Source organism: uncultured Methanobrevibacter sp. (genome assembly GCF_902801725.1).
Lineage (GTDB): Archaea > Methanobacteriota > Methanobacteria > Methanobacteriales > Methanobacteriaceae > Methanocatella.
Genome location: NZ_CADCJB010000039.1, coordinates 1 through 24,482 on the forward strand (window position 1 = coordinate 1; position 24,482 = coordinate 24,482).

General features: G+C 35.3%; 21 protein-coding genes, 1 tRNA gene and 1 pseudogene. 9 read left to right on the plus strand and 14 right to left on the minus strand.

The genetic code is table 11. The annotated features are described in order from the left end of the window. On the minus strand, positions 1-711 hold a 711-nt coding region (locus QZV68_RS08440), incomplete at its 3' end, for a Mur ligase family protein (RefSeq protein ID WP_296880502.1). A 408-nt stretch (positions 712-1,119) separates the two neighbouring features. Between QZV68_RS08440 and QZV68_RS08445 the strand changes: the two genes are divergently transcribed. From QZV68_RS08445 to QZV68_RS08455, 3 genes are all read left to right on the plus strand, one after another. Next, entirely contained in the window at positions 1,120-2,721 is a 1,602-nt protein-coding gene (locus tag QZV68_RS08445; protein WP_296880504.1) for an amidohydrolase, read from the plus strand. A gap of 154 nt (positions 2,722-2,875) precedes the next feature. Next, positions 2,876-4,246, plus strand: coding sequence for an MATE family efflux transporter (locus QZV68_RS08450; RefSeq protein WP_296880506.1), 1,371 nt, complete (start codon positions 2,876-2,878; stop codon positions 4,244-4,246). 187 nt (positions 4,247-4,433) lie between these two features. Then, complete coding sequence (locus tag QZV68_RS08455; RefSeq protein WP_296880508.1) at positions 4,434-6,104, plus strand: amidohydrolase; 1,671 nt, start codon at positions 4,434-4,436, stop codon at positions 6,102-6,104. Between the two features lie 159 nt (positions 6,105-6,263). Here QZV68_RS08455 and QZV68_RS08460 read toward each other — a convergent pair whose 3' ends face one another. The 5 genes from QZV68_RS08460 to QZV68_RS08480 are packed head-to-tail and all read right to left on the minus strand — an operon-like array spanning position 6,264 to position 11,399. After that, positions 6,264-7,451 (minus strand): aconitase X catalytic domain-containing protein, encoded by a 1,188-nt coding sequence (locus tag QZV68_RS08460; protein WP_296880510.1) that lies wholly within the window; start codon positions 7,449-7,451, stop codon positions 6,264-6,266. Position 7,452: 1 nt separating this feature from the next. Beyond that, positions 7,453-8,787 carry a DHH family phosphoesterase gene (locus QZV68_RS08465; protein WP_296880536.1) on the minus strand — a complete coding sequence of 445 codons (1,335 nt, stop codon included), beginning with the start codon at positions 8,785-8,787 and terminating at the stop codon, positions 7,453-7,455. Beyond that, a complete protein-coding gene (locus QZV68_RS08470) occupies positions 8,777-9,175 on the minus strand; it encodes a 30S ribosomal protein S15 (protein ID WP_296880511.1) in 399 nt (132 codons plus the stop codon). Before QZV68_RS08470 ends, QZV68_RS08465 begins: the two co-directional genes overlap by 11 nt. A gap of 38 nt (positions 9,176-9,213) precedes the next feature. Beyond that, positions 9,214-9,765 carry an XTP/dITP diphosphatase gene (locus QZV68_RS08475; protein ID WP_296880513.1) on the minus strand — a complete coding sequence of 184 codons (552 nt, stop codon included), beginning with the start codon at positions 9,763-9,765 and terminating at the stop codon, positions 9,214-9,216. 35 nt (positions 9,766-9,800) lie between these two features. Then, positions 9,801-11,399 (minus strand): bifunctional N(6)-L-threonylcarbamoyladenine synthase/serine/threonine protein kinase, encoded by a 1,599-nt coding sequence (locus tag QZV68_RS08480; RefSeq protein WP_296880514.1) that lies wholly within the window; start codon positions 11,397-11,399, stop codon positions 9,801-9,803. Positions 11,400-11,479: 80 nt separating this feature from the next. On the opposite strand from QZV68_RS08480, the gene QZV68_RS08485 reads away from it, so the two are divergent. Together QZV68_RS08485 and cobT are read left to right on the plus strand one after the other, a co-directional pair. Beyond that, positions 11,480-11,983 carry a hypothetical protein gene (locus QZV68_RS08485; RefSeq protein WP_296880516.1) on the plus strand — a complete coding sequence of 168 codons (504 nt, stop codon included), beginning with the start codon at positions 11,480-11,482 and terminating at the stop codon, positions 11,981-11,983. Then, positions 11,976-13,043: a nicotinate mononucleotide-dependent phosphoribosyltransferase CobT gene (gene cobT / locus QZV68_RS08490; protein ID WP_296880518.1), complete on the plus strand. Its 1,068-nt coding sequence runs from the start codon at positions 11,976-11,978 to the stop codon at positions 13,041-13,043. The genes QZV68_RS08485 and cobT overlap by 8 nt, the downstream gene beginning before the upstream one ends. A 27-nt stretch (positions 13,044-13,070) precedes the next feature. Here the strand turns inward: cobT and uppP are convergent, their stop codons facing one another. Next, on the minus strand, positions 13,071-13,904 hold the full coding sequence (uppP, locus tag QZV68_RS08495) for an undecaprenyl-diphosphatase UppP (protein ID WP_296880520.1): 834 nt from the start codon (positions 13,902-13,904) through the stop codon (positions 13,071-13,073). Positions 13,905-13,916: 12 nt separating this feature from the next. Then, the gene (locus QZV68_RS08500; RefSeq protein WP_296880522.1) at positions 13,917-14,840 is read right to left on the minus strand and encodes a branched-chain amino acid transaminase; all 924 of its coding nucleotides are present in this window, start codon (positions 14,838-14,840) and stop codon (positions 13,917-13,919) included. Positions 14,841-14,963: 123 nt separating this feature from the next. Here QZV68_RS08500 and QZV68_RS08505 point away from each other — a divergent pair. The 4 genes and pseudogenes from QZV68_RS08505 to QZV68_RS08520 all read left to right on the plus strand — a co-directional run bounded on the left by QZV68_RS08505 (position 14,964) and on the right by QZV68_RS08520 (position 19,209). Continuing rightward, a tRNA-Val gene (locus QZV68_RS08505) sits at positions 14,964-15,035 on the plus strand. A gap of 268 nt (positions 15,036-15,303) precedes the next feature. Then, a pseudogene (locus tag QZV68_RS08510) lies at positions 15,304-16,059 on the plus strand (F420-dependent methylenetetrahydromethanopterin dehydrogenase); the annotation flags it as partial. Positions 16,060-16,632: 573 nt separating this feature from the next. Beyond that, positions 16,633-17,925 carry a dicarboxylate/amino acid:cation symporter gene (locus QZV68_RS08515; RefSeq protein WP_296880524.1) on the plus strand — a complete coding sequence of 431 codons (1,293 nt, stop codon included), beginning with the start codon at positions 16,633-16,635 and terminating at the stop codon, positions 17,923-17,925. Positions 17,926-17,943: 18 nt separating this feature from the next. Further along, positions 17,944-19,209: a dicarboxylate/amino acid:cation symporter gene (locus tag QZV68_RS08520; protein ID WP_296880525.1), complete on the plus strand. Its 1,266-nt coding sequence runs from the start codon at positions 17,944-17,946 to the stop codon at positions 19,207-19,209. A gap of 544 nt (positions 19,210-19,753) precedes the next feature. On the opposite strand, the gene hisB is transcribed toward QZV68_RS08520, so the two are convergent. From hisB to QZV68_RS08550, 6 genes are all read right to left on the minus strand, one after another. Next, positions 19,754-20,332, minus strand: coding sequence for an imidazoleglycerol-phosphate dehydratase HisB (hisB, locus tag QZV68_RS08525; RefSeq protein ID WP_296880527.1), 579 nt, complete (start codon positions 20,330-20,332; stop codon positions 19,754-19,756). Between the two features lie 39 nt (positions 20,333-20,371). Beyond that, positions 20,372-20,572 carry a 4Fe-4S binding protein gene (locus tag QZV68_RS08530; RefSeq protein WP_296880529.1) on the minus strand — a complete coding sequence of 67 codons (201 nt, stop codon included), beginning with the start codon at positions 20,570-20,572 and terminating at the stop codon, positions 20,372-20,374. 16 nt (positions 20,573-20,588) lie between these two features. Beyond that, entirely contained in the window at positions 20,589-21,281 is a 693-nt protein-coding gene (locus tag QZV68_RS08535) for a TOBE domain-containing protein (protein WP_296880531.1), read from the minus strand. A 68-nt stretch (positions 21,282-21,349) separates the two neighbouring features. Next, positions 21,350-22,909: an oligosaccharide flippase family protein gene (locus QZV68_RS08540; protein ID WP_296880533.1), complete on the minus strand. Its 1,560-nt coding sequence runs from the start codon at positions 22,907-22,909 to the stop codon at positions 21,350-21,352. A 47-nt stretch (positions 22,910-22,956) separates the two neighbouring features. Next, a complete protein-coding gene (locus QZV68_RS08545; protein WP_296880535.1) occupies positions 22,957-23,541 on the minus strand; it encodes a flavodoxin family protein in 585 nt (194 codons plus the stop codon). A gap of 82 nt (positions 23,542-23,623) precedes the next feature. Continuing rightward, positions 23,624-24,482: DUF3344 domain-containing protein (locus tag QZV68_RS08550; protein WP_363137209.1), on the minus strand; the 859-nt coding region annotated here is incomplete at its 5' end.

Sequence of the window (24,482 nt, forward strand, 5' to 3'; positions counted from 1 at the left end):
TCCCATAATGGTAGGGTCATGACCGTTGACAATGATTTTTTTGCCGTTCAATTCCCTTATGAATTCTCCCTTAACGTTGGCATAATCCATAAAGCTTCCTAAATCATTTAAGTGATCGGGAGTGATATTGGTGATTAAACCTGAATCCATATCGGTATTGGCAACTATCCTTCCAACGGTTCCGGGAACGCCGAATGTTCCAACTTCCAAAATTCCAACGTCCGCATTTAATCTTGACTGTAGAATAGGTATGAATTCCGCATTTCCCTGCATTCCTTCCAGATTATGCTTGCAAGGATCGATTCCATTGTCTTCAGCTATTTTTTTAAGCAATGTGGTTGTGGTGGTCTTTCCATTGGTTCCTGTTATTCCAAACACCGGCTTTTCAGCTTTAAAAATGTTAATAATATCCGCCAATTCCAAAACAGGCTTATTGATTCTTTTGTATACTTCAGAATCTTTCGGCAGACTGGCCGGAGGAACTATATAGTCTGACCTTTCAAAAAATTCGTCGGGAGTTTCTCCATAGAAAACTTCAATGTCATAGCCTTCAAAGGCACTTGCAAATTTGCAATCTTTTTTCTGTGAAATATCAGTTCCTATAACATTGAATCCTCTTTCTTTGAGTATTCTGGCTATTAGATTGCCATTAGCTCCGCAAACACCAATTACTCCGAAAGTGGTGTCTTTTTTAAAGTCAGATTCATCCATAATTATAACTTCCCACCAGATAATTACAAAAATTTCTACAATAGTTATACTATTTGATTTTATTAAATTTAAATTTTAAGGGGAATGTCAATAATTTTGTTTTTTAATATTTTTTCATATTTTGTCTATTTTAGGCTAGTTTGGCTTTGGTTTTCGTTTGGGGCGATGTTCTTTTATTTTTCATTGATTTTTGATAGTTTTTAATCGTGATTTTTATCGTTCAAGTTTGCAGTTTTCAATTTTCGAGCATCCATTACATGAATATGTTTCAAAGAAATACCCTTTCTGTCTTACAATTGTCCAGAAGACCCTCATCCTTATGTAGTTTCCGATATAAGATTTACATAAATCTATTTATATCATTTGTTTATATACTATCTTTATAAAATTTGTATGTTGGTGTTTTTCATGTCAATTGATCAAATAATTTTAGGAAATATATATACCTTAGACAGAAAAGTAGAAGCAATATGTGTAAAAGACGGAATAATCAAATATGTTGGTTCAAAAAGGGTTGCTAATAAATTGATTGATGAAAATACTGAAGTTTTGGACTTTGGTGATAATTTCATCTATCCCGGATTTATGGAAGGTCATGCTCATGGACTGCCTGCCGGAAATATATTGGGGTTTTCAATTGATTTGCTTGAAGGAAGAACACTTGAAGAGTATGTTGAAATAACAAGAAAGTATATTGAAGAGCATCCCGGTAGAAAAATTTACTGTGGTAACAACTGGATATGTGATGATGAAAAACCTACAGCAGCAATGCTTGACGAAGTTTCAAGAGACATTCCAATTGCATTGACCACACTTGATGGTCATTCCATATGGCTAAACACAGCAGCTATGGAAAAGTTTGGCATTGATGAAAAACTCTTGGAAACTTACAGTACCAATGAGGTCCATGTTGATGAAGATGGTAAACCTACAGGATACCTGTCAGAAGAACCTGCAATTGCTATAAATTCTAAAATAGTCAGAAGTGATGAAGAAATCCGAGAGTCTCTTTTAATTTGGCAGGAATATGCATTCAGTCAGGGAATTACAGCAGCATTAGATGCTCATGTAGGATATTTTGGATATCCGTCAATTAAAGCTTATGCAGATGTGTCTAAAGCAGGAAAACTAAAACTCAGGACTTATGCAGTTCGTACAGTTAATGATACTGAGGATGTTTTAGAACTAGCTGAATTGGCTAGTAAAGTCAATAATGAATACTTTGAAATTACAGGCATTAAAGTATTTATTGATGGAGTTGTAGAGGCTCATACTGGTTGGCTTTTGGATGAATATGCTGACCAACCAGGATATTTTGGAGTTAAATCATTGAGTGACCACGATAAGTTGGTGGAATTTGCAAAACTTGCTAATGAACATAATATGAATGTTCACTGCCATACTGTAGGTGATGGTGCAGTTAAATTTGCTTTAGATGCTTTAAGTGAAGCTCAAATTGCAACAGGCAATATGGATCAGAGAAATGCTTTTGCACATCTTCAAGTTGTAGATTCTGAGGATATTAAAAGAATGTCTGAATACAATGTTATAGCTATTGTTGCACCATTATGGACTCCAAAGGAAGAAACTCAATATAAGCTGGAATTGGAATATTTGGGACCAGATAGGGCTGGCAATTGTTATCCGATAAAATCTTTCCTTGATGAAGGTGCAAAAATTACATTCCACAGTGATTATCCTGTATCTCCAGTTATGAGCATGCCTCAATCAATTTATGCTGCTGTTAAAAGAGAACATACTCTTAGTAAATGCGAACCTAGGAATTTAAAGGAATCTATTGATGTTATGGATGCTCTAAAAGCTATGACAATTAATACTGCATATCAGTTTGGCCAAGAAGACAATCTCGGTTCACTGGAAATTGGAAAAGTTGCAAATATGGTTGTGTATGATACAGACTTTTTAAATGATGATATAGAAAAAATACCTGATGCAAAATTAATTTCTACAATAGTTGATGGTGAAGTTGTTTTTTCAAATAATGCCTAACTATCTTAACTGGTATAAGATATGGATGCATCACAAAGTTAACATTGTAAAATTCATTAGAGTTTAAAGCCCGTGAGCTAAGAATCCTGGACCTTTATGGGGCCATGGATTCAATCTCTATTCCTACCTTTTTGATAATTTGGGAAGCTGTTTTATGGCACGTATTGAAACACGTGGAGTAAATTTACTCAGAGGAAATCCTGAAAATGCAGTTAAAAAATTGGCCTGGCCTTTAATGTTGTCAATGATAGTGGTTTCACTATACAGCATTATTGATTCATTTTGGATTGCAGGCCTTGGTGTAGACCAGCTTGCTGCTATAGGTTTTGTAGTGCCATTGGGATATCTGATAATCAGTATAGGAACCAGTCTGGGTGCAGGCATCACAGCGACCGTATCAAAATACATCGGTGAGAAAAATGATGAAATGGCCGACAATGCAGCAATACATTCAATTTTACTGTCCATAATTACTTCAATTATTATTACAATCATTTTTTCACTCTTTTTAAGGGAACTGATTATTTTTATGGGAGGTCGTGGAATTGCACTTGACTATGCTATGCAATATGGACGCATCTACTTTTTAGCAAGCATATTCATTGTAATGCCTGAAGCACTATACGGGCTTTTAAGTTCTGAAGGTGATAACAAAAGAACAATGTATGTGCTGGTGTTGTGTGCAGTTGTCAACATGATTTTAGATCCGATTTTCATTTACATGCTAAATATGGGAATTCTTGGAGCCGCTATAGCTACAATTCTTTCCTTAGCAATTGTTTTAATGATAATACTCTATTGGATTTATGTAAAAAAAGACACTTACGTTAAACCTACATTTGATAAATTTAATTATAATCAAGGTATAATAAAGGATATTTTAAAAGTTGCAGTTCCAGCAACATGTGAAATGATTTTACTCACATTTATTACTGCGATTATGCATTTTATAATCCTGGAGGTTTCTACAACGGATTATATTGCTGTTTTTGAAAACGGATGGAGAATGATAATGCTTGCAACCGAACCGATGATTGCCATATCCACTGCATTAGTATCTATTGTTGCGGTAAACTATGGGGCTAAGAAATATGAAAACATCAAAAGGGCATATAATTATTCAATGAAGCTTGGAACAGTATTTGGAATTGCAGCATTTGTGATTTTCATCGTATTCGCCCCACAACTTGCATATCTCTTTTCATATGGTGCAAGTATAAAGTTATTGAATCCAACAACTACATTCTTCCGAATATTTGCAGGGTTCTTTATAGTGATTCCCGCAGGCATCATTTCAACCTATGTTTTTCAAGGCCTGGGCAAAGGAGTACATTCATTAATCTTTACTATTATTAGAGAATTAATTTGCGCAACATTTTTCGCTATATTTTTTGGAATAATACTGAATTGGGGAATAAATGGCGTATGGTTTGGAGTGATGGTCGGATACACTGTCGGAGGTTTGATAGCTATTGCCTATGCAAAATGGTATCTTGGAAAGATAATTGAATCGAAGGATTCATAATGATTGAGGCAAAATAAATGATGTGTATTTTACCTGAAAATTATTTTATTTGTTTAATTTATATTTTAATAGATTAATTTATGTAGCATAAAATTTTAAAATGATATATAAATGATAATAACTACGCTTTTGAATTGAATCTCATGTTTTGGGATTATTATCGAAAAATTCTTAAATGGTGAAAAAAATGAAAGTAGACCAAATTGTTAAAAATGCAAAGATTTTCACATCTGATGAGAACAATCTCCATGCAACTGCCCTTGCTGTCAAGGACGGTAAATTTGTTTATGTTGGTGATGATGAAGGATTAAATGATTATGATGGTGAAGTAAGAGACCTTGGCGGTAAATTCATCATGCCCTGTATCATTGACAGTCATGTCCATGTGCCAATGAGTGTTGCTTATGATTATATTCCTATTGATGCTGAGATTGAATGCACCAGCAAAAAGGAATGCACTGATTTCATAGCAGAATTTATTAAGAATAATCCTGGAAATAAGCGATACATGCTTATATTGGAGCTTAAAAGTTTGAATGGAGAAATTATAACAAAGGAAGATTTGGATTCTGTTTGTCCGGATGCTGAATTAGTCATTCTGGAAAAAGAAGGACACAGCATATGGGTAAACTCCAAGATTCTAGATTTGCACGGAATTACTGATGATACTCCAGATATCGTACCTGAATTAAGTTTTTATGTGAGGGATAGCGATGGACATGTTACTGGAAACATGTATGAAGGTGCAGAAATGGCAATCATCTTGGAGCATGGAATGGATATTACTGATGAACAGCTTGAAGCTTCAATCCAACGTTGGATTGATTTTTCAATAGATTATGGTGTGAGTGCTGTATTTGAGGCAGGTACTCCTAAAGTGGATGACTTCCATGCAAGATGCTATAAATATTTGTACGAGATGGACAAACAGGGACGCTTGCCGATTTATATTGACGGCAGTTTTGCAATCATGGATCCTAGGGATGCACAGACTGCAATTGAATATGTGAAACTTTTCAAAAAAGAGTATAGCAGTGAACACATTAATACTCATACATTGAAGATTTTCATGGACGGTACTCTAGCTATTCACACTGCTGCAATGGTTACACCATATGCAGATACAAATACTATGGGAGCTACTCTTTTAAACAAAGAACAGACTGCAGATATACTCATTCAACTCAATGAAGATGGTTTGGATTTACACCTGCATACTGTTTCAGAAAACGCATCCCGTGTATTGTTGGATGGTGTGGAGCTTGCAAGAGACAAGCTTGGAGATGACTTTAATGTGAAAGTTACTTGTGCCCATCTTGAAATTCAGGATGATGCCGATTTAGAACGCTTTGAAAAGTTAGGTGTTATTGTGAATTATACTCCATTGTGGCATAGTGGAACCGTCGGAGGTTCAAGTTTAGACAGTTCAATTTCTTTGCTTGGTGAAGAGCGTGCAAGGAAAATGTACCGCTGCAAAACTCTCTGGGACACTGGTGCACTCGTATCATGGTCAAGTGACAATATTGTATTCGGTGATTTTGAATCTTGGAATCCGTATCTAGGTATGGAAGTGGGTATGACCCGTTGGATTAATGAAAAAACAAAGTCTGATTCTGAAAATTGGAGTGAATCTGAATATCCTCCGGCATCTGAGAAAATGAGCATTGAAGAAATGATTCTTGGATACACTATAAATGGTGCAAAACAACTTGGAATTGAATCTAGAAAAGGTTCTATTGCTGTAGACAAGGATGCAGACTATATTGTATTTGAAAATGATTTTCTCACTGCTGAACCACAGGGATTAAGTTTCAACAAGCCGGAAGAAGTATATTTCTCAGGTAAAAAGATGAAATGAATTTAAAATGTAGTTTTTTAAAACCCATCTTTTTTATTTCTTTTTTTTAGGATTTTGTCTTCTTAATTTTTCTTATTTTTTATTTTTGAGTTTGGTGATGCTTTAATTTTTTCTTGTTTATGATGGATTGGCATTAAAAAAAAAGATTATTGAGAAAATCTATTCAAAACGAATAAGATTTTCCACATCATTATAAACAACATCCAATCCGCACATGGATGGAACATAGTTGGCTGCTTTTGCTGAATTTACACCAATGACTTCAAAGCCCATGTCTTCGATAGGAGCTACAACCATACATGTATCGCATACAACATTTCCTCCTGCACGCTCAATGGTTTCGGTATAGCCCATTCTGTCAGCAGTCGCCTTGACGCTAACTGATGTGCAAATCCACAATTTATTCTTAATGGTTTTGCCTTGAACAATGTTGGCCACATTTTTGATTTCCTCAAGGGACGCATGAGGACAACCCAGACAAATCAAATCAGGTTCTCTGTCGGTTGTGGTTAACTTTTCACGGGTTTCGAGAATTTCCTTGTCGGATATGAACATTATATCCTCAACATCCTCTTCACCGGCAACATCAGCTTCAGGAGTAACATCCTTAACATGATACAATGCAACTGAACCGGATGAAGCCAAAGCTGCACCCAAAGTTTTCAAATCATTGTTGTTCGGAATATTTTGAAGTTTGAAGTATGGAACTCCTCCTCCAACAACCTTACCAATAATATAACCCAATGCTCCAAAGTCAGCACCCTTCAACTCGGTATTGACATTTACAACAAGATTAGCTTTCCTATTTTGCTCCAAATGGAACCCATATAATGGAGTTTTTCCGACAATAGCGGCTGCAAGTGCAGCAGGTCCACCTTCACGATTGGTTCTGGCACCAATTACGGAATTTCCATATGCAACAGCAGAGGATTCAGACCAAGATATATGATCTCTGAATCTTGGAACATTTCCAACCAGATAAGGAGTACATGTACAGGTTTTAGCTATTCCAAGGTCTCCGTAAGCATCTACAATTTGATTTTGCTTGACTGCAAATTCACGCGGAAAACCCAGCTCTTCCCAATTGTCCAAATCGGTTCCTGGAGGGTTTAAAGATGCGTTTACACTTGCAACACCCAAACCGTCACCGGCCAAGTCCTGCAAATATTCCAAACCAGCTTCACCAATAGTTTTGTAAGAAACACCAGATACCTGTGCGGAAGTAATATCCACCAATTTAGAAGCGCCATAGATATCTCCCAATGCAACTAAGATATCCATACTTTTTCTAATGGTTTCTCCGAACTCCCCATCACACATTTGTTCTTCTTTTTTTGTTAAAAACATATTAATCATTATTTAATTGATACTCGACCATCTCATTGACAAGGTGCAGGAAATTGTCCTTGCTTTCAAATGGAATCATGGCCCCGGCAGCAATATCATGACCGCCGCCCTGACCGCCGAAATTGTTGGATGAATCCTGCAAAGCACGACCCAAATCAACACCTTTGGCAACCATTTCCCTTGTTGTTCTACCGGAAATTTTGATGTCATTATGGAGTCTTGACATTCCAATAACAGGTTTGGAATTATCCAGCAACTCCACTGACAAGCCAATACTAGCTATTGTTCCCATTACGGATTTCAATACCTTATCTTCACTGTAGAGATATTGGATATCTGAAAGCTGAACCGCACCTTCGCGCTTGATCCATTCAAGGCCTTTGACTATTTGGTCACGGTATTGTCTTTGCAATCTTAAGGCGGCATCAAGAGCCTGATCCTTTTCTCCAAGAGCAATGCTTAAACCTAAACCTTGCTTTTTATTTTTACCGCATGCATCAAGAATATATGAATATTCCTCCAAATCGCGCAACAGCGGAATCTGTTTTGGTACAGTATAACAATCACCGAAAATATCCGGATTAATGTTCATGAGCGCATCCTTAAGCAAGTCCTTCTCTTCATCTTCCAAATCAGTGAATTTGATTCCATAGGACAAGTTCATCTTTTCGAGAAATTCCTGAGCGCCCTCCAAGTCTCCGCTAATGCCTGGAAGAGGTGGTGAAAACGTATAAGCAAGGGATTTGAAAATAGGTTCGGAAGCTTTTGAAACAATCTTCAAACCTTCATGAATTTCCAAAACTCCGCTTTCCAAAGCATCATCAAGTATCAATTTATTGACACCTGTAAATCCGCCCTGACCTTGCATATCACCGAAAGCACCGACCAAAGCAAGATAAGCCAAATGTTTTTTTCCAAGTTCACGGACGGCCAAATAGCTTGAACCTGCTCCGCACAAATCCTTACTTCCGTCAATTCCGAAAAGATGAGGATTTATATGGACAACATTGCTTTCCGCTTCGGTATCATTGACCTGATGGTGATCTGCAATGATTACGTCATGTTTGTAAGTATTGAATTCCTTAACAAATGCACTGCCCATGTCTGAAAATATGAACAGGTCATATTTTTCATGCCTCAATTGATTTACAATATCTTCCTTGAGACGGGGAATGCATGTTGTGTGGAATTGAACATTTTCTTCAGCTAAAGCGTTGGCGATAACTGCCGCTGATGAAATTCCATCAGCATCATTGTGTGAAATTATTCTAATAACACTATCCTTTTCAATGTGCTCACGAAGCACATTAGTAGCTTCCCCAGCTCTATTTAACAAGGAGTGCTGCTTCTTTTGGATTGTATCTCCAACCTTCTGGTAATTCTCCTTCACCTACATAGTAAGAAGCTAATTTTCTGATTCTTGATTCGATGATAGTTAAACCTCTTTTGGAATGTAAGTCTTTAGGATTTTCTTCTAAGTGGTCTCTGATATTTACAGCTCTTTTGATTAAGTTTAATAAGTCTTCTGGGTATTCTCCAGCTTGACCGTTTCTTTTTAAGATTTCGGTAATTCTTTCACCGGTAACGTCTTTTACGGATGGAATTCCGTATTGGTCTCTTAATACAATACCGATTTCGGAGGTACTTTTACCTTCTTTGTTAAATTTTAAAATCATTTCTTCAATTTCTTCGTCACTATAAGTTACCCATTCTGGTCTTGCCATAATATAACCTCTATAAATTTTTAAATAAGTATGAAATGCTATTCCTGATTAGAATACCATTCAATAAATTTTTTTAATGAATTTTTTCTATGTGAAAATTGGTTTTTTTCATCAGTTGTAAGTTCACCAAAGGTCTTACCTAAACTAGGTAAATAAAACAATGGATCGAAAGCAAATCCTAAATTTCCTCTCTCTTCAACTGCGATTTCACCTGAAACCTTGCCTAAAAAAGTCTTGGGCTCAGAATTGGGGGCACAGTACCCAATAACTGACCTGAATTCGGCATAACGGTCATCAGTGTCTGCTAATAGCTTCAAAATTCCTTGATTTCCGATGGTATCCTGAACATAATGTGAATAGACCCCTGGAAAATCATTCAAAGCTTTTATGAATAAACCAGCATCTTCAACAATCACAGGTCTTTCAAGTTTACGACAAGCATATTTTGCGCCTGATATGGCCACTTCCTCAAGAGTTCCCTGAGGTTCTGTGTAACCCAAATCAATATGCTCTAATTCAATGTCATAATTTTTGAAAATATTCTCTGCTTCTTTAACTTTATGTTCGTTACCAGTTATAAATGTTATCATAAAAATAGTATGAATAAAATTTTTTATATACTTAACTAATGAGTATATCTTCCTCTGGATTCGATGTCAGATATCTTATCAGCAACTCTATCATTAGCATAACCTTTTAAAACAGCATCAAAGTATTTCAATGCAAGATTATAGTCAATGCTTTGCAGAGATTTTTTTAAGACAAGCAAATCAACTGCCTTATCCTCATCCAAATCAGAATACCTTCCAAGACCGAAATCAATGAAAACAAGCTGGTCATCGCTAAGCATTATGTTTGATGAGGTAATGTCTCCATGAATTATTCCTGCTGAATGGAGCTTTGAAATTTCTTCACCCATTGCAAATGACAATTCCTCATTTATTACATCCTTTACCATCACGCCATCGATTTCTTCCATCAATATGGCCTTATTTTCTAGATCTATGTCATAAAGTACAGGAGTTCTAACGCCTGCCCTTTTTGCATCGGACAATAGCTTGGCTTCCTCTTTGGTTCTGGCCTTTCTAATCTTATCGTCGATTTGGGAAATCCTGTAATTTTTGGAAACCCTATCTTTTAAAACAGCCTTTTCACCCAAATAGCTACTTTTGACAATATTTGATTCAGCACCTTTGGCTATCAGGTTATCATCGAGTTTCAAATAGCTTTTGGTATTGTCAATCCAAGGAATGTCGACTTCATCAGTTCTAAACTTTTGTATGATTCCTGTTTGTGAGAGATCCATCGGTCCGAATTCCCTGCACATCAGAAGCCCAAGCCATGCAATCATGACACCATTGTCGCCACATAGCTTCATTTCAGGCATATAAAATTTGGCGCCGTGCTCTTCAGACATTGTCTTAAGCATTTCCCTCAATCTGGAATTTGCGGAAACTCCACCGCACAACATCACTTCATCCTTTTGAGTGTGTGACAGTGCCCTTTCGGTTACCTCAACCAGCATGGAAAATGCGGTTTCCTGAAGTGAAAAGCATATGTCCTCCATTGGAGTTCCTCTCTGGGCTTGCCTTAACGCTGCAGACAACAATCCAGAAAATGAAAAGTCCATTCCTTTTACCACATAAGGCAGGTCAATGTATGAACCCTTTTTGGCCAGTTTTTCAATTACCGGTCCTCCAGGGTGACCCAAACCTGTTTCACGGCCGAAATGGTCAAGGCAATTTCCAATGGCAATGTCTAGAGTCTCTCCAAAAATCCTATACCTTCCGCTTTCATATGCGATGACCTGACTATTTCCACCACTGACATAAAGTGAAACGGGATTGACTGCACCAGTATCAAGCTTTCCAACTTCCACATGTCCTATGCAATGGTTAACACCAATAATCGGTTTATTCAAAGACAATGCCAGACTGCGGGCGGAAGTTGCTACAATCCTTAATGCAGGCCCCAATCCAGGACCCTGTGAAAATGAAATCAAATCAATGTCAGAATAAGACAATCCGGATTCTTCGACAGCCTGAGGAATCAGTTCAGGAATCCATTTGGCATGGTGTTCTGCAGCCAATCTAGGATGGATTCCGCCTTCTTCGGGAAACAGCTGCTTTCCAGCCATCGCCAATATCTTCCCGTCACTATCCACTATACCTACACCGGTTTTCTCTGCAGTTCCTTCAATTCCCAAACTTATCAAAATCATCAACTAAAAAATTTAATTAATAGATATATTAATATTTAGAAATATAAAAATATTTTTTTAATTTGAATGACATAAGTGAAAATATGGGATTTTATAGTGCAAACACACCGGAACAAAAAAGAGTAAAGAAGTTAACAGGAGACATTAACATCCACGATATGTTTAAAAATGAATGTGAAACTCGTGGAATTCCAATTTATAATGCATACAATATCCAAAAAAGATTACTCCACGAAGTTGAACAGGAACAGCTCCACGGTGTTAAAGAAGTAGACGACAGATTGATGGAATTGCTTGACGAAAGATCAAAAAACAAGGTTACGCACAGATACGTTGACTTCATATCAGATGAAGACAGCGCCTCAAAAGGGGTAATACCTCCAAGAGGAGATGAGAAAACTTCACTTCCTCCAAAAGATCAAATAAAAATCCCACCAAGAGCAAGAGACGGGCAAACATTCCAAAATGACAATGAATTGCCTGAAAAAGAAATGCTGATAAAAATAATGAATCAGAATAAAAAGATTATTAATCAGAACAAGATTATCATAGAGCAATTAAAAAGATTAGGTGAAAAAGATGATTGATGGAGTTACAACATACGGATCAACCGAACTGACAGAAATGCTGCAGGAATGTAATGATCCGGTATTCTTGATTACAATCGGGACAACCGAAACATCATTGATAGATGGAATTTCAGGTGCTGGTCCATCAGCGGATTTGACTGAATATACACCTGCTTCAGATGCTGAATTTATGGTTTTAGGACAAGTAAAATGCTGTGAAGCACCTGCTGAAACAGTAGTTGGAGATGCTGCAGCGCCAACACCGGCAAGATTGACAAAAGCATCACTTCAGCTTTCAGAAATACCATTTGTAGTGATAGATGCCGGTTCCAAAATCAAACCGGAAGTTGAATATATCAGCTTTGGAAAGGACTATGGAAGAGACATCAGAACCGGGAAAGGAGTATTGAACCCACTTGAAATATTTGAAAACGCAAAGGACCTTGGTGCCGAATTATCCAGAAGACATGAAATGCTGATTATTGGTGAAAGCATAGCTGCAGGAACTACAACAGCGCTTGGAGTATTGAGAGCCCTTGGCTATGAGGCAAATGAAAAAGTGAGCGGAAGCATGCCTCACAATCCTCATGACATGAAAACAAAAGTTGTTGATGAAGGACTGAAAAATGCGGGACTTGACCCTGAAAAAGATGACATCGATGCAATTCAGGCAATAGGTGCAGTAGGCGACCCAACATTACCGGCAATAGCAGGTATCGTTTTAGGCTCAGACATTCCAATCATATTGGCAGGTGGAACACAAATGGCTGCAGTATGTGCAATCATAAAGTCCACACAGCCTAACTTTGACTTTTCAAGAATCAATCTTGCAACCACCGTGTATGTTGCAGGCGATGAAACTGCAGACCTGTTCGGAATCCTAAAACAGATTGACGACAACATCACCGTCAATGTTGTGGACCCTAGATTCGAAGAATCAGAGCATGAAGGGCTGAAAAATTATCTTAAAGGATTCGTCAAAGAGGGCGCTGGAGCCGGAGGGGCAATGTATTCAGCACTCGTCTTAGGAAATTCCGTTGAAAAACTAAGAAAAAAAATAGAAAAAGTATGTAAATAGAGATTATTAATCTCTATACTCTTATTTTTAAAATATATGGGCTATTGTACCCATGAATACAACTATACCAACTATCCAACAGTAGTAGGCAAATATATCCAAATTTCTTTTTTGAACTAATTCAAGCATCCATTTGATAGCCGCATAACCTGAAATAAATGCTGCAATAAAACCTAAAATGATAGGCAGGAAATTAGCGTCCATTGCTGTACCGATGTCTTTTGCCTGCAACAGGAAAGCACCGAGAATGGCAGGAATTGACAAAATAAAACTGAATTTAGCAGCAAATTCCTTATCCAAGCCAGCTACAAGACCTGCAGCAATTGTAGTACCTGAACGGGAAAGACCTGGTAAAATTGCACATGCCTGACCCAATCCCATAAACAACGCTTCTCTTTTTGTAACATTATGGAAATTAATTTTTCCACTGGTCATTCTTTGAGACAAGTAAAGGATAGTACCAGTTACAAATAAAAAGAATGCAGGGACATAAAGTGCACCTGAAAATAACGCATCAACGGAATCCTCAAACAGCACTCCAACAATACCGACAGGGATTGTTGCCAGAATGACATACCATGCAAGCCTTTTGTATGGGTCGCCGTAAAATCCTTCCCGGAATCTTCCGTCAATAATGTCCTTTAAACTTAAAATCCATGAAGTAATCATTTTAAGAATATCTGCACGGAAAAACCATAAAACTGCAAGCAAAGATCCCAAATGAAGGAAAGTATCAAAAGCAAGAGAGCTTTGGACACCCAATATATTTTGAATAAAGACTAAATGTGCTGAACTACTTACCGGTAAAAATTCGGTCAAACCCTGAACAATACCAATAATAATTCCCTGAATTATATTCATAAGTCACACCGTTTAAATGTAAGATAACCAACCGTACTTATCTTCTGTTTTAGCTTCTGCAATGTCAAAGAAAGCAGTCTGTATTTTTTCAGAAACTGGTCCTCTTTTACCTATGCCAATTTGTCTGTGGTCAATTGAACGGATAGGAGTGACTTCAGCAGCGGTTCCTGTGAAGAATACCTCATCAGCCATGTATAATCTTTCTCTGGAAATTATCTCTTCAACAACCTCATAACCTAAATCACGAGCAATGGTCATTACTGAATCCCTTGTAATACCTCTGAGGTTGGATGATGACATTGCAGGAGTGTATAATTTATCTCCTTCAACGAGGAATATATTTTCACCACTACCTTCTGAAACGTGTCCTGCATAATCAAGCATGATTGCTTCATCATATCCATTGTCAATAGCTTCAAGTTTAGCCAATTGGGAGTTCATATAATTTGCACCACATTTAGCGAGTGCCGGGAAAGTGTCCGGTGCAGGTTTTCTCCATGAGGAAACACCGATATCCACACCGTTTGCCATTCCTTCTTCACCTAAATATGATCCCCATTCCCAAGCGGCAATAACTACATTAACAGGACAGTTGGAAGGGTCAACACCAAGTTCGCCATATCCTTTAAATACAATAGGGCGTATGTAACAGCCATCTAAGTCATTGACACGAACTGTTTCTAGTATTGCTTCTTCGATTTCTTCTTGTGTATATGGAATATCAATTTTATAAATTTTTGCAGAATCAAATAAACGTTGTACATGTTCTTTTAAACGAAATACCGCAATTCCTTTTTCATTTTTGTATGCACGAATTCCTTCAAAAACACTTGTACCATAATGGACAACATGAGAAAGTACATGAATATTTGCATCTTTCCAATCTACCATGTTTCCATCAAACCATATTTTATTAGCTGTGTCATCCCAAGCCATTTTATCACATCATTTTTTTTATTGTGATAATAATTATATAGTTATTGATTAATTAAATTATCTACTCAAAAATATTAAAAACCGAAATATTTATATAAGAATAAAATCATAATAATATTTGTTGGTTCCGTGGTCTAGTGGTATGATACCTCCCTTACAAGGAGGGGATCACGAGTTCGAATCTCGTCGGAACCACTCTATTCTAATTTTAAAATTTTCAAATTTTACATGACAATTTGCTCTTCAAAGTACAAGTGATTTTTTCAAAAAATTTAGCAATATTAACATTTATTTACTCAATAAATTTCAAAAAAATTAAAAATTATACAATATAACACTTATTTTATTACAATAATGAATAGTCTTTACTAAAATAGTTACTACAATGATTAAAAACATTAAATAATAAAATTTAAATAGTTTTTGAATTAAAATTATTAATATCGAAAAAGGAGACTTAATTATGGTAGTTAAAATTGCTATTATTAAAAGTGGTAATATTGGTACTTCACCAGTAATTGACCTATTGTTAGACGAAAGAGCAGACAGACCAAACATCGTACCAAAAATAGACGCATTCGAACCAGATTTCGCAATTTTCATTAGCCCAAACCCAGGAGCACCTGGACCAGCTAAAGCAAGAGAAATGTTATCTGCAAAAGACATCCCTGCTATTATTGTTGGTGACGCACCTGGTAAAGGTAAAAAAGACGAAATGGATGAACAAGGTTTAGGTTACATTATTGTAATGTCTGACCCAATGATTGGTGCAAAAAGAGAATGGTTAGACCCAACTGAAATGGCTATTTTCAACTCCGACATCTTAAAAGTATTAGCTGAAACCGGAGCATTAAGATTAGTCCAAAAAACCATTGACACTGTAATCGAACAAGCAGAAGCTGGATCAATCGAATTACCTAAACTCATTGTTACTGCTGAAAAAGCTGCAGAAGCTGGTGGATTCGCAAACCCATACGCAAAAGCAAAAGCTATTGCTGCTTACGAAATGGCTGGATCCGTTGCTAACTTAGACATGAAAGGTTGTTTCATGACTAAAGGTTTCGAAAACTTCATCCCATTAGTAGCTGCTGCTCACGAAATTGCTGCATGCGCTGCTAAATTAGCACAAGAAGCAAGAGAAATCGAAAAAGCAAATGATACTGTTTTAAGAACCCCTCACATGAAAGAAGGAAACCCAGGTTCTAAAACAGACTTAATTAATTTTTTTACAAAAACAGAGTGTTGGCAGATATTATTAGATTTTGAACTAAAAGGTGGTTTTCCAACATTAGAAATTTTTCGTTTAATTTTAAAGAAATTAAAAGCACAATCAACGATTGTTGATGCAAGATACATAAGTTGAAATTCATCTTCCATTTCTTCAATTTCCCTACTTTTATCACTCAAAATATAGTTATTCAAAATCATATCAATCAAAAACTCCAATATTTAATTAAATAATTATAAATTTAACTATAATCAATTATATATTTGTTATTTATAATATAAATAGATTTAAATAACTTATAATTAGAATAATTAATAATAACTTATTAAAATTAAATATTATCAATTTACAAAAAAAATATAACTAATTAACCAATAATTACAATGTTAATATAAAAAATAGCAATAATTCATGGGGAAAATTTTGTAGAATTAAAATTGAACAAAATTTAATAAAAATAGAAAAAATGACTAATAAATTGACAGCTCAGGTTGACAGCAATATCAAAAAATATATCATATGATTCATACATAATATACTATAATAAAAATGAATGGATGATTTATGTTGAATAGGATTAAAAAAATCAATTTGGGTAATTGGATTTTTATAGGAATGTTTTTAGGTGTAATCGTTGGTTTATTTCTAAATTTATTTGTTGATAATCATTTTATTATAGATATTGTTCTTATGGATAATGTTTTTTATTTGGGAGGAAATATTTTTATCAGACTGATGAAAATGCTTGTTGTTCCACTGGTTTTCTGTTCCCTGGTTGTTAGTGTGTCTTCACTTTCGGATATTCGTGAAATTTTTACAATTGGCGGAAGAAGTATTATTCTATATCTTATCACAGCCCTTATTGGAATTCTCATCGCATTTGCAATAAGCATGGTTTTTAAACCGGGTGTCGGCGTAAACTTCACAGCAATCACTCAAACATCAAATGTGACCCTTAATCAGACAATGACTGATTTGGTTTTAGATATTATACCGGAAAATCCTTTAAATGCTTTAGCCAGTACTGAGATGTTACCTGTCATCATTGTAGGTGTGATAATGGGTTTTATTTTATTTAAATTAAGCAATGAAACTCCAACCCTTAATAATTTTTTTAAAGAATTAAACGAAATCATGATAGTAATGACAGGCATTATCCTTAAAATTGCTCCTTTCGGTGTATTCTGTCTGATGGCCAGAACTTTTGGAACTTTAGGCTTGGGAGGCATGTCCCATTTAATCGGTTACATGAACTGTGTAGTATTTGCGCTGTTAATTCAACTCTTTGTAGTTTATCCGATTATACTTGTTATTTTTACAAAAGTGAATCCTTTGAGATTTTACAAGAAGTTCGTGTCTGTGATGTTTTTTGCATTTTCAACATTATCCTCAAATGCAACGATTCCATTGAATATGCATAAACTGGAAGATATGGGTGTTTCCAATGTTATTTCATCATTTACAGTTCCTTTAGGAGCTACAATTAACAAAAACGGAACCATCATCATGCAAAGTGTGGCTACGATGTTTGCAGCCCAATACTGCGGAATGGATTTAGGTACTTCAGCCATTTTAACGGTAGTTTTCACACTGATACTGGCTTCAAGCAGTACACCGTCAGTTCCATTTTCAGGTCTTGCCACTTTAACTTTAGTATTCACCTCAGTCGGTATTCCCCTTGAAATGATTGGATTGTTGGTAGGTATAGACCATATTCTCGACACATTTAGAACTGCAGTCAATATTACAGGTGATGCCATCTGCACAATTGTCGTTGCCTTTAAAAATAAATCATTTGATATGGATGTTTTTAACAATAAAAAGAAACCCGATAAGTCAATTCCGGATATGAAATAAAAAAGTTAATTGATTGAAATGAATTTAAGAAAAATAAGTTTGGGAAATTGGATTTTAATAGCCATGGTTTTAGGTACATTAGTGGGGTTTTTCCTAAACTTTTATGTTGATGATCCTTTCATTAAAAATTTTATCCTAATGGACAATGTCTTTTATCTGGGCGGGGATTTGTTCATCAAATTAATGAAAATGCTTGTTGTTCCACTTGTTTTCTTTTCAATAATCATGAGTATTGCTTCAATTTCTGATATTCGAAAGCTCACAACAGTAGGGGCAAGATCCATTGTATTTTTCATACTCACAAACATCCTTTCAATAGTCCTTGCCTTAATTATGGCAACAATTGTCCAACCAGGTGCGGGTTTAAATTTACCTGCATCCGAAACAGTGCCAAATTCAGTGAACATGACATTAACTGACACTATTTTAAATATTTTTCCCGAAAATCCTGTGCATGCATTAATTAATGGAGATATGCTACCTATTATCCTTTTTGGAGTGCTCATCGGTTATATTTTAATCAAATTAAAAGATCAAACATCAACAGTCTATAGTATTTTTGATGAATTAAACAATATTATGATGAAACTGATAAATATCATCATGAAAATCGCACCAATCGGAATATTCTGTATGATGGCAAGAACTTTCGGATCAATCGGATTTGAAAGTATTTTACCCTTAACTAAACTTATCGGATGTATAGTACTTGTAATAGCCATTCAGATATTTGTGATTTATCCGATTATTTTTGCAATTTTTACAAGAGCCAATCCTTTAAAGTTTTACAGAAAGTTTTTACCTGCAATGTTTTTTGCATTCTCATCAGCATCCTCAAGCGCACCAATTCCATTATCTATAGAAAAATTAGACGAAATGGGTGTTTCCCATGGTATTTCATTATTTACAATTCCTTTAGGCAATTCACTTAACAAAAACGGATCAGCAGTTTTCTTTGGTGTCGGATTATTGTTTGTAGCTCAAGCTTACGGAATTGATTTTGGTCTAATTGCTCTTTTAACAGCAATCATTGTTATTTTAATGTCTACAATCAGTTCTCCTGCAGTTCCTATGGCAAGTGTCTTTACCTTATCCATGATACTTAGTATAGTAGGTTTACCTATTGGCCTAATTGATTTGATAACTGGCATATATAATGTGATTGGTATGTTTAACGCTTTAAGCAATATTACCGGCAATGCTATATGCACATCCGTTGTTGCACACCAGTATAATTCTTTTGACATGGATATTTTTAATGATAAAAAGAAAGCTGACGTTTAATTTGAAATACTCTTATATAGGGTGCTAGATAGAACAAAATTTTAAGAGTAAAATAAAAATAAACTTAAAAAGACTGGTGAAAGACATGGAGTTAATGGAATAGGTTTTCAAGGAATTAATTGTCATTCTGCAATATTTTTTAACCAAAAAAATTGTAGATACTTAATATTAAGAATAGATAATCCTCAAGCAAGTAAAATATTATATAAAATAGTAAATAATCCTAAATTAGAAATTGAAAATATTAAACTTGAATTATTAGAAAAGAATAGGGATAAAGAAGAATTTGATGAGATTTTCGATGATGAGAAAAAGATTATCCCAAAAAAATTGAAATCCAAATGCAAGAAATATAAGATTAACTATTAATTTTATGAAAAAGTTAATCAAATTTCATATTATGAAAATTGGGTGATGAAATTTTTTGGGGCAAACATTTCGTAAAATACTATAATAACACCAAATTTCTAGCACCATATATAATTCTTAAATTCCGACAATTTAATCGAAAAAAAATAATAAAAAAAGATAGCTAGGTTAATAGCTATAATACTCCTTTTGTAGAAGGAATTTGATCATGTTCAATTTTTATTGCTTCTTTTAATGACTTAGCGAAAGCTTTGAATATGGCTTCGGCCTTGTGGTGGTCATTTTCTCCTTCAACAGTTCCATAAATATTTAATTTGGCTGAATTTGCAAAGGATTCGAAAAAGTGAATTATGACATCGGAAGTCATGTCTCCAATTCTTTCATTTTTAAAATCAAGACTCATATTGCAATAGCTGCGTCCACTGATATCAATTGCAACGGTGGCAACAGACTCATCCATAGGAACTATAGCATGAGCCATTCTTTTGATTCCTTTCTTATCGCCAATAGCCTGCAGGAAAGCTTCACCAAGCAATATTCCAACATCCTCAACAGTGTGGTGATCGTCAATTTCAATATCGCCTGAAGCGTCAACATCCAAATCTATCATACTATGCTTTGAGAAGGATTCAAGCATGTGGTTGAAGAAATTGACACCGGTTGAAATATTGTAATTACCTTTGCCGTCAAGATTCATTTTTATGGAAATATCAGTTTCTGAAGTTTTGCGTGAAACATTTGAAATTCTAGTCATAATCTTACCTACAAAATAATTGATTTTAGCATTAATTATTTATGCTTCTTCACCAGGACGTACAATTTTAATACAGTCTACAGGGCATTCCATTGCACATAATGTACAAACATGACAATATCTTAAGTCCAATATATGTGCAACACTATCTACTTTCCAAATTTTAGCGGCTTTCGGACAAATATCGTAACAGTTTCCACATCCAATACATTTATCTTCATCGACTAAAATTTGCAACATAATCTCACCCTTCAAATTATAATTTTAAAGTAGCAACAGACATCGCTTTAAATCCTATATAAACCTCTTTACCAATGCTTAGATTCAGTTCTTTTTCAGCGGATAAAGTAATGTCAGAATATAAATAAACTCCACCTACGTCCATTTTAACACGAATAACCTCATTTTGAAGTCTCATTTCAACAATTTGACCTTTCAAAATATTACGGATACTTGATGTTTGAGGTTCCAACATCAGGAAAATATTGTCATAGCTAATTAATGCCAGTAATCTATCTCCAACTTCATAATTCCTATTCAATGGAGCATTTATTTGAAAATCATGCATTTTAATAGTCATGACACCTTTAGCATCATCAATAGCAACTATTTCAGATTCAATTTCATTTACTTCCTTATGAAGCTCCATAATTGCATTAATTTTTTTACATTCTTTAAGAATTGAGTATCCCTCATCGGTAAGGGAGGTTCCTCCACCTCCGCCTTTTCCACCTTTTGTGGTATTGACAATCTTAACATCAAGAGCAGATTCAATTTTATCAATATAATTTAAAGCAGTCCTATAGGAAACATTGATGTACTTTGCAGCTTCAGTAAGTGATCCTGTATCCAAAATAGATTCTAGAAGTTTGAATTTCTTACTGTCCAACAAGAAAGAATTGCCTTCAATATTTATTTTATATTCAACTCCCGCTTTCACATCAGTCATATTATAATCCCCCAATTATAATTGATATAGTATATGTCATTTATATATTAAATAAGTTTTCTTATAAACTAATCCCTAAATTCCAACTTTACAACAAGATTCATTAACTTATTTACTAATTTAGAGAGAGGACCTAATTTTGAGGAGTAACCCCTTAAAGTCTCAATATCCTCTTCGGTGAAAAACCTAACCAAAATCAATGCAAAGAAATAAACGACCATACAGAATAAAATTCCAGGGAATAACCATATCGGTGTTTTAGGAATGAAATAACCCACTGCTCCCATAATAAATGTCGCAACCAGAATCTTTACAACGGCCATCGTTGGAGCTTTAGTTTTAGTGAGTTTAAATACAAAATATATGCATGGAACCATCATCATAAAACAAGCGATTGCAGTTGCAGTTGCTCCACCTGCAATTCCTAAAATCGGAGCTAAAATCCATGAGAGAACTCCGGTTGCAATTGAACCGAACACAAGGATGTACATTGGAATTCTAGGGTTTCCGACACCCTGAACAATACTGGTGGAAATAGCAAAAATAGAATAAAAAGCCATACCAATTGCTAATATTCCTAAAGCAGAAGCACCATTAACATAAGAAGGATTTTTAAAGTAAAATACCTGTAAAGTAGGAACAGCGAATAATGCAAGGCCGATACACATTGGAACTACAAACAGTAATGATATTTTATAGGATTGACTGACATACTTCTGAAGCGCTTCAACATCATGGAGCTTAAACGCTTCAGAGGAAGCAGGTAAAATTGTAGTTGCAACGGAAACTGAAATCATCAAAGGAAGTCTTGAAATCGGATCTGCCGCAGTGAAAAATCCGACGCTTGCAAGTGATAAGAACTTACCCATAACCAAGGTACAAATATTGAAAATAAGCATTTCAGCAATTGCTGTTATGATAACCGGAATAGCGAACTTAATAAGCATGACTGCCAACTTTATCTCTTGAGAAAATGAAAACTCAAAATCATCACTGTACTCCGGAATATATTTCGGCATATAAACCTTAAAGATATAAACTGCTGTTAATGCTGCAAGGGCATAACCGATTACAGTACCCCATACGGCACCGACAACTGATAATCCCATTAAAACAAATGTAACCGCCAATAAAATCATGAACATTTGTTCTACTGCACGGGTATACACGATATATTCCATTTTGTATACACCCTGGAATGCACCTCTTAAACCACCCAAAATTACACTGAATGGAGTTAAGCATCCGATAATTTGAATTGGAACCAATGTTTCAGGCTTTTTTAAAAAGACATTCGCCATAATAGGAGCAATGACAAAAATCATTAAAACTCCCAGAACCAGCCCGATACATATCATCATCTTTAAAGACGTATACACCGTCTGCCTAGCCATATTATGGTCATCTACAGCTTCATATTCTGCAATATATTTGGATATTGCTGGAGGAAGTCCTCCTGAAGCCAAAGTCTGAAAGATACCCTGATAAGACATGGTAATTCCTAAAATACCGGTACCGGTAGGACCTAAAAGCGTTGCCATTAAAAAACGGTAAAGGTAACCGCCGATACGGAAAATTATGTTACCAATGAAAATTATCAAACTACCTCGTATTAACTTATTTGCCATAATATACCCTTAAAATTAGTTATTTATAATATACTTGATTGTAGTATTTAAATGTACTTATTTAAAAAATTTTCAAATTCTATCAAAGTTCGATTTAATGATTCCATACCATAATCATCCTCTTTGATATCTTCTATAGAGTCATTAGACCAGAATGAAGCGCCTAAATTTGAACCGAAAGGTCCGCCGCTTACAGGGATTATACCATGTATCATGAAATATGTAATATTTTTTAGATGGGCGAAATCCTGACCGCCGGTTCTGTCCCCTCCAACGGCAATGCTCATTCCAATCTTTCCTCTTAATAGATTGTAATCAACAGCTTCCAGGGCACGTGTCCTATCCATGATAGCTGCCAAGTTAGAACTAATGCCTCCGCTCTGAATTGGAGTGGCCAAAATTATTCCATCTGCACCCTGAAGACCTTCATAAACATCACCCATATCATCTTCAATTATGCATTTCTTGTTTTCCAGACAGTAATCACAGTGCATGCAAGGCTTAATGTCCATTCCATGACAGGTGAAGATTTCAGTTTCAAAGCCTCGTTCAGCAAGCTTATTCAATGCCTCTTTCAAAACATATTCAGTAGTATTATTTCGCGGACTGGCGCAAATTCCAAAAACTTTCATAAATATAATATGAAAAGATTAGTTAAAATAATTTGGTAATTTCAGTCAAAAAAAGAAAAAAATAAAATAGAGATATCACTCTCTATCTTACAGCAATTTTAACATATTTAGTTGCTTTATTGTAGTAGCTATTACCTTTATACATAACTTTAGCAGTAAATGTGCCTTTTTTATTCAATTTAGTGATTTTAAAGGTTGCTTTACCTTTAGCGTTAGTAACTGCCTTATAGGTTTTCTTGTTAACAGTCAAGGTAAGTGTAGCTTTTTTCATCAATTGATTTCTGTTATTTTTCAATATTACATTGAATGCTTTTACTCTAGCTTTTACTTTGTAGGTTCTTTTATTGGCAAATAGTTTTAGATTAGCTTTTTTAACTACCACTTTGGATTTTAAACTGGATGCCTTATACTTATCATCACCTGCAAACTTGATAACCGCATTGTAAGTTTTAGGAACCAATCTTGGAACAGCCACACTAACTCTGCCGTTAGCATTTGTAGTTCTAGCATAAGTTTTTCCATTTAGACTAATGGTAACTTTAGAATCGGCAATGGCATTACCATTGCTGTCTTTTAAAGTGACAACCAAGTTCTTGTTGACATTGAAAACTTTTACCACATTTGAAGCAGAAAGTTTGGTTGAAGTTTTTTCAGCAGGAACCTCTTTAGTTAAAACAATGATTTGTTGTAATGCTGTGAAACTTCCGGATGTTGCATTGAAAATTACAGAAATGTTATTACTATCTTTAATTGCGCCTGTAATATCTTTAGTGTATAAATCTGTAGATTGTGAAGATCCATTCCAAGGATGAGCTTCACTTTCACCATTGATTACAACAACTCCTCTACCGTCAACAGCACCATTGGCAAAGATATAAGCAGTAGCCTCTTTAGCATCAGCAGAATCAACATCAATTGCAGAATCTACGCGAATTGGATTT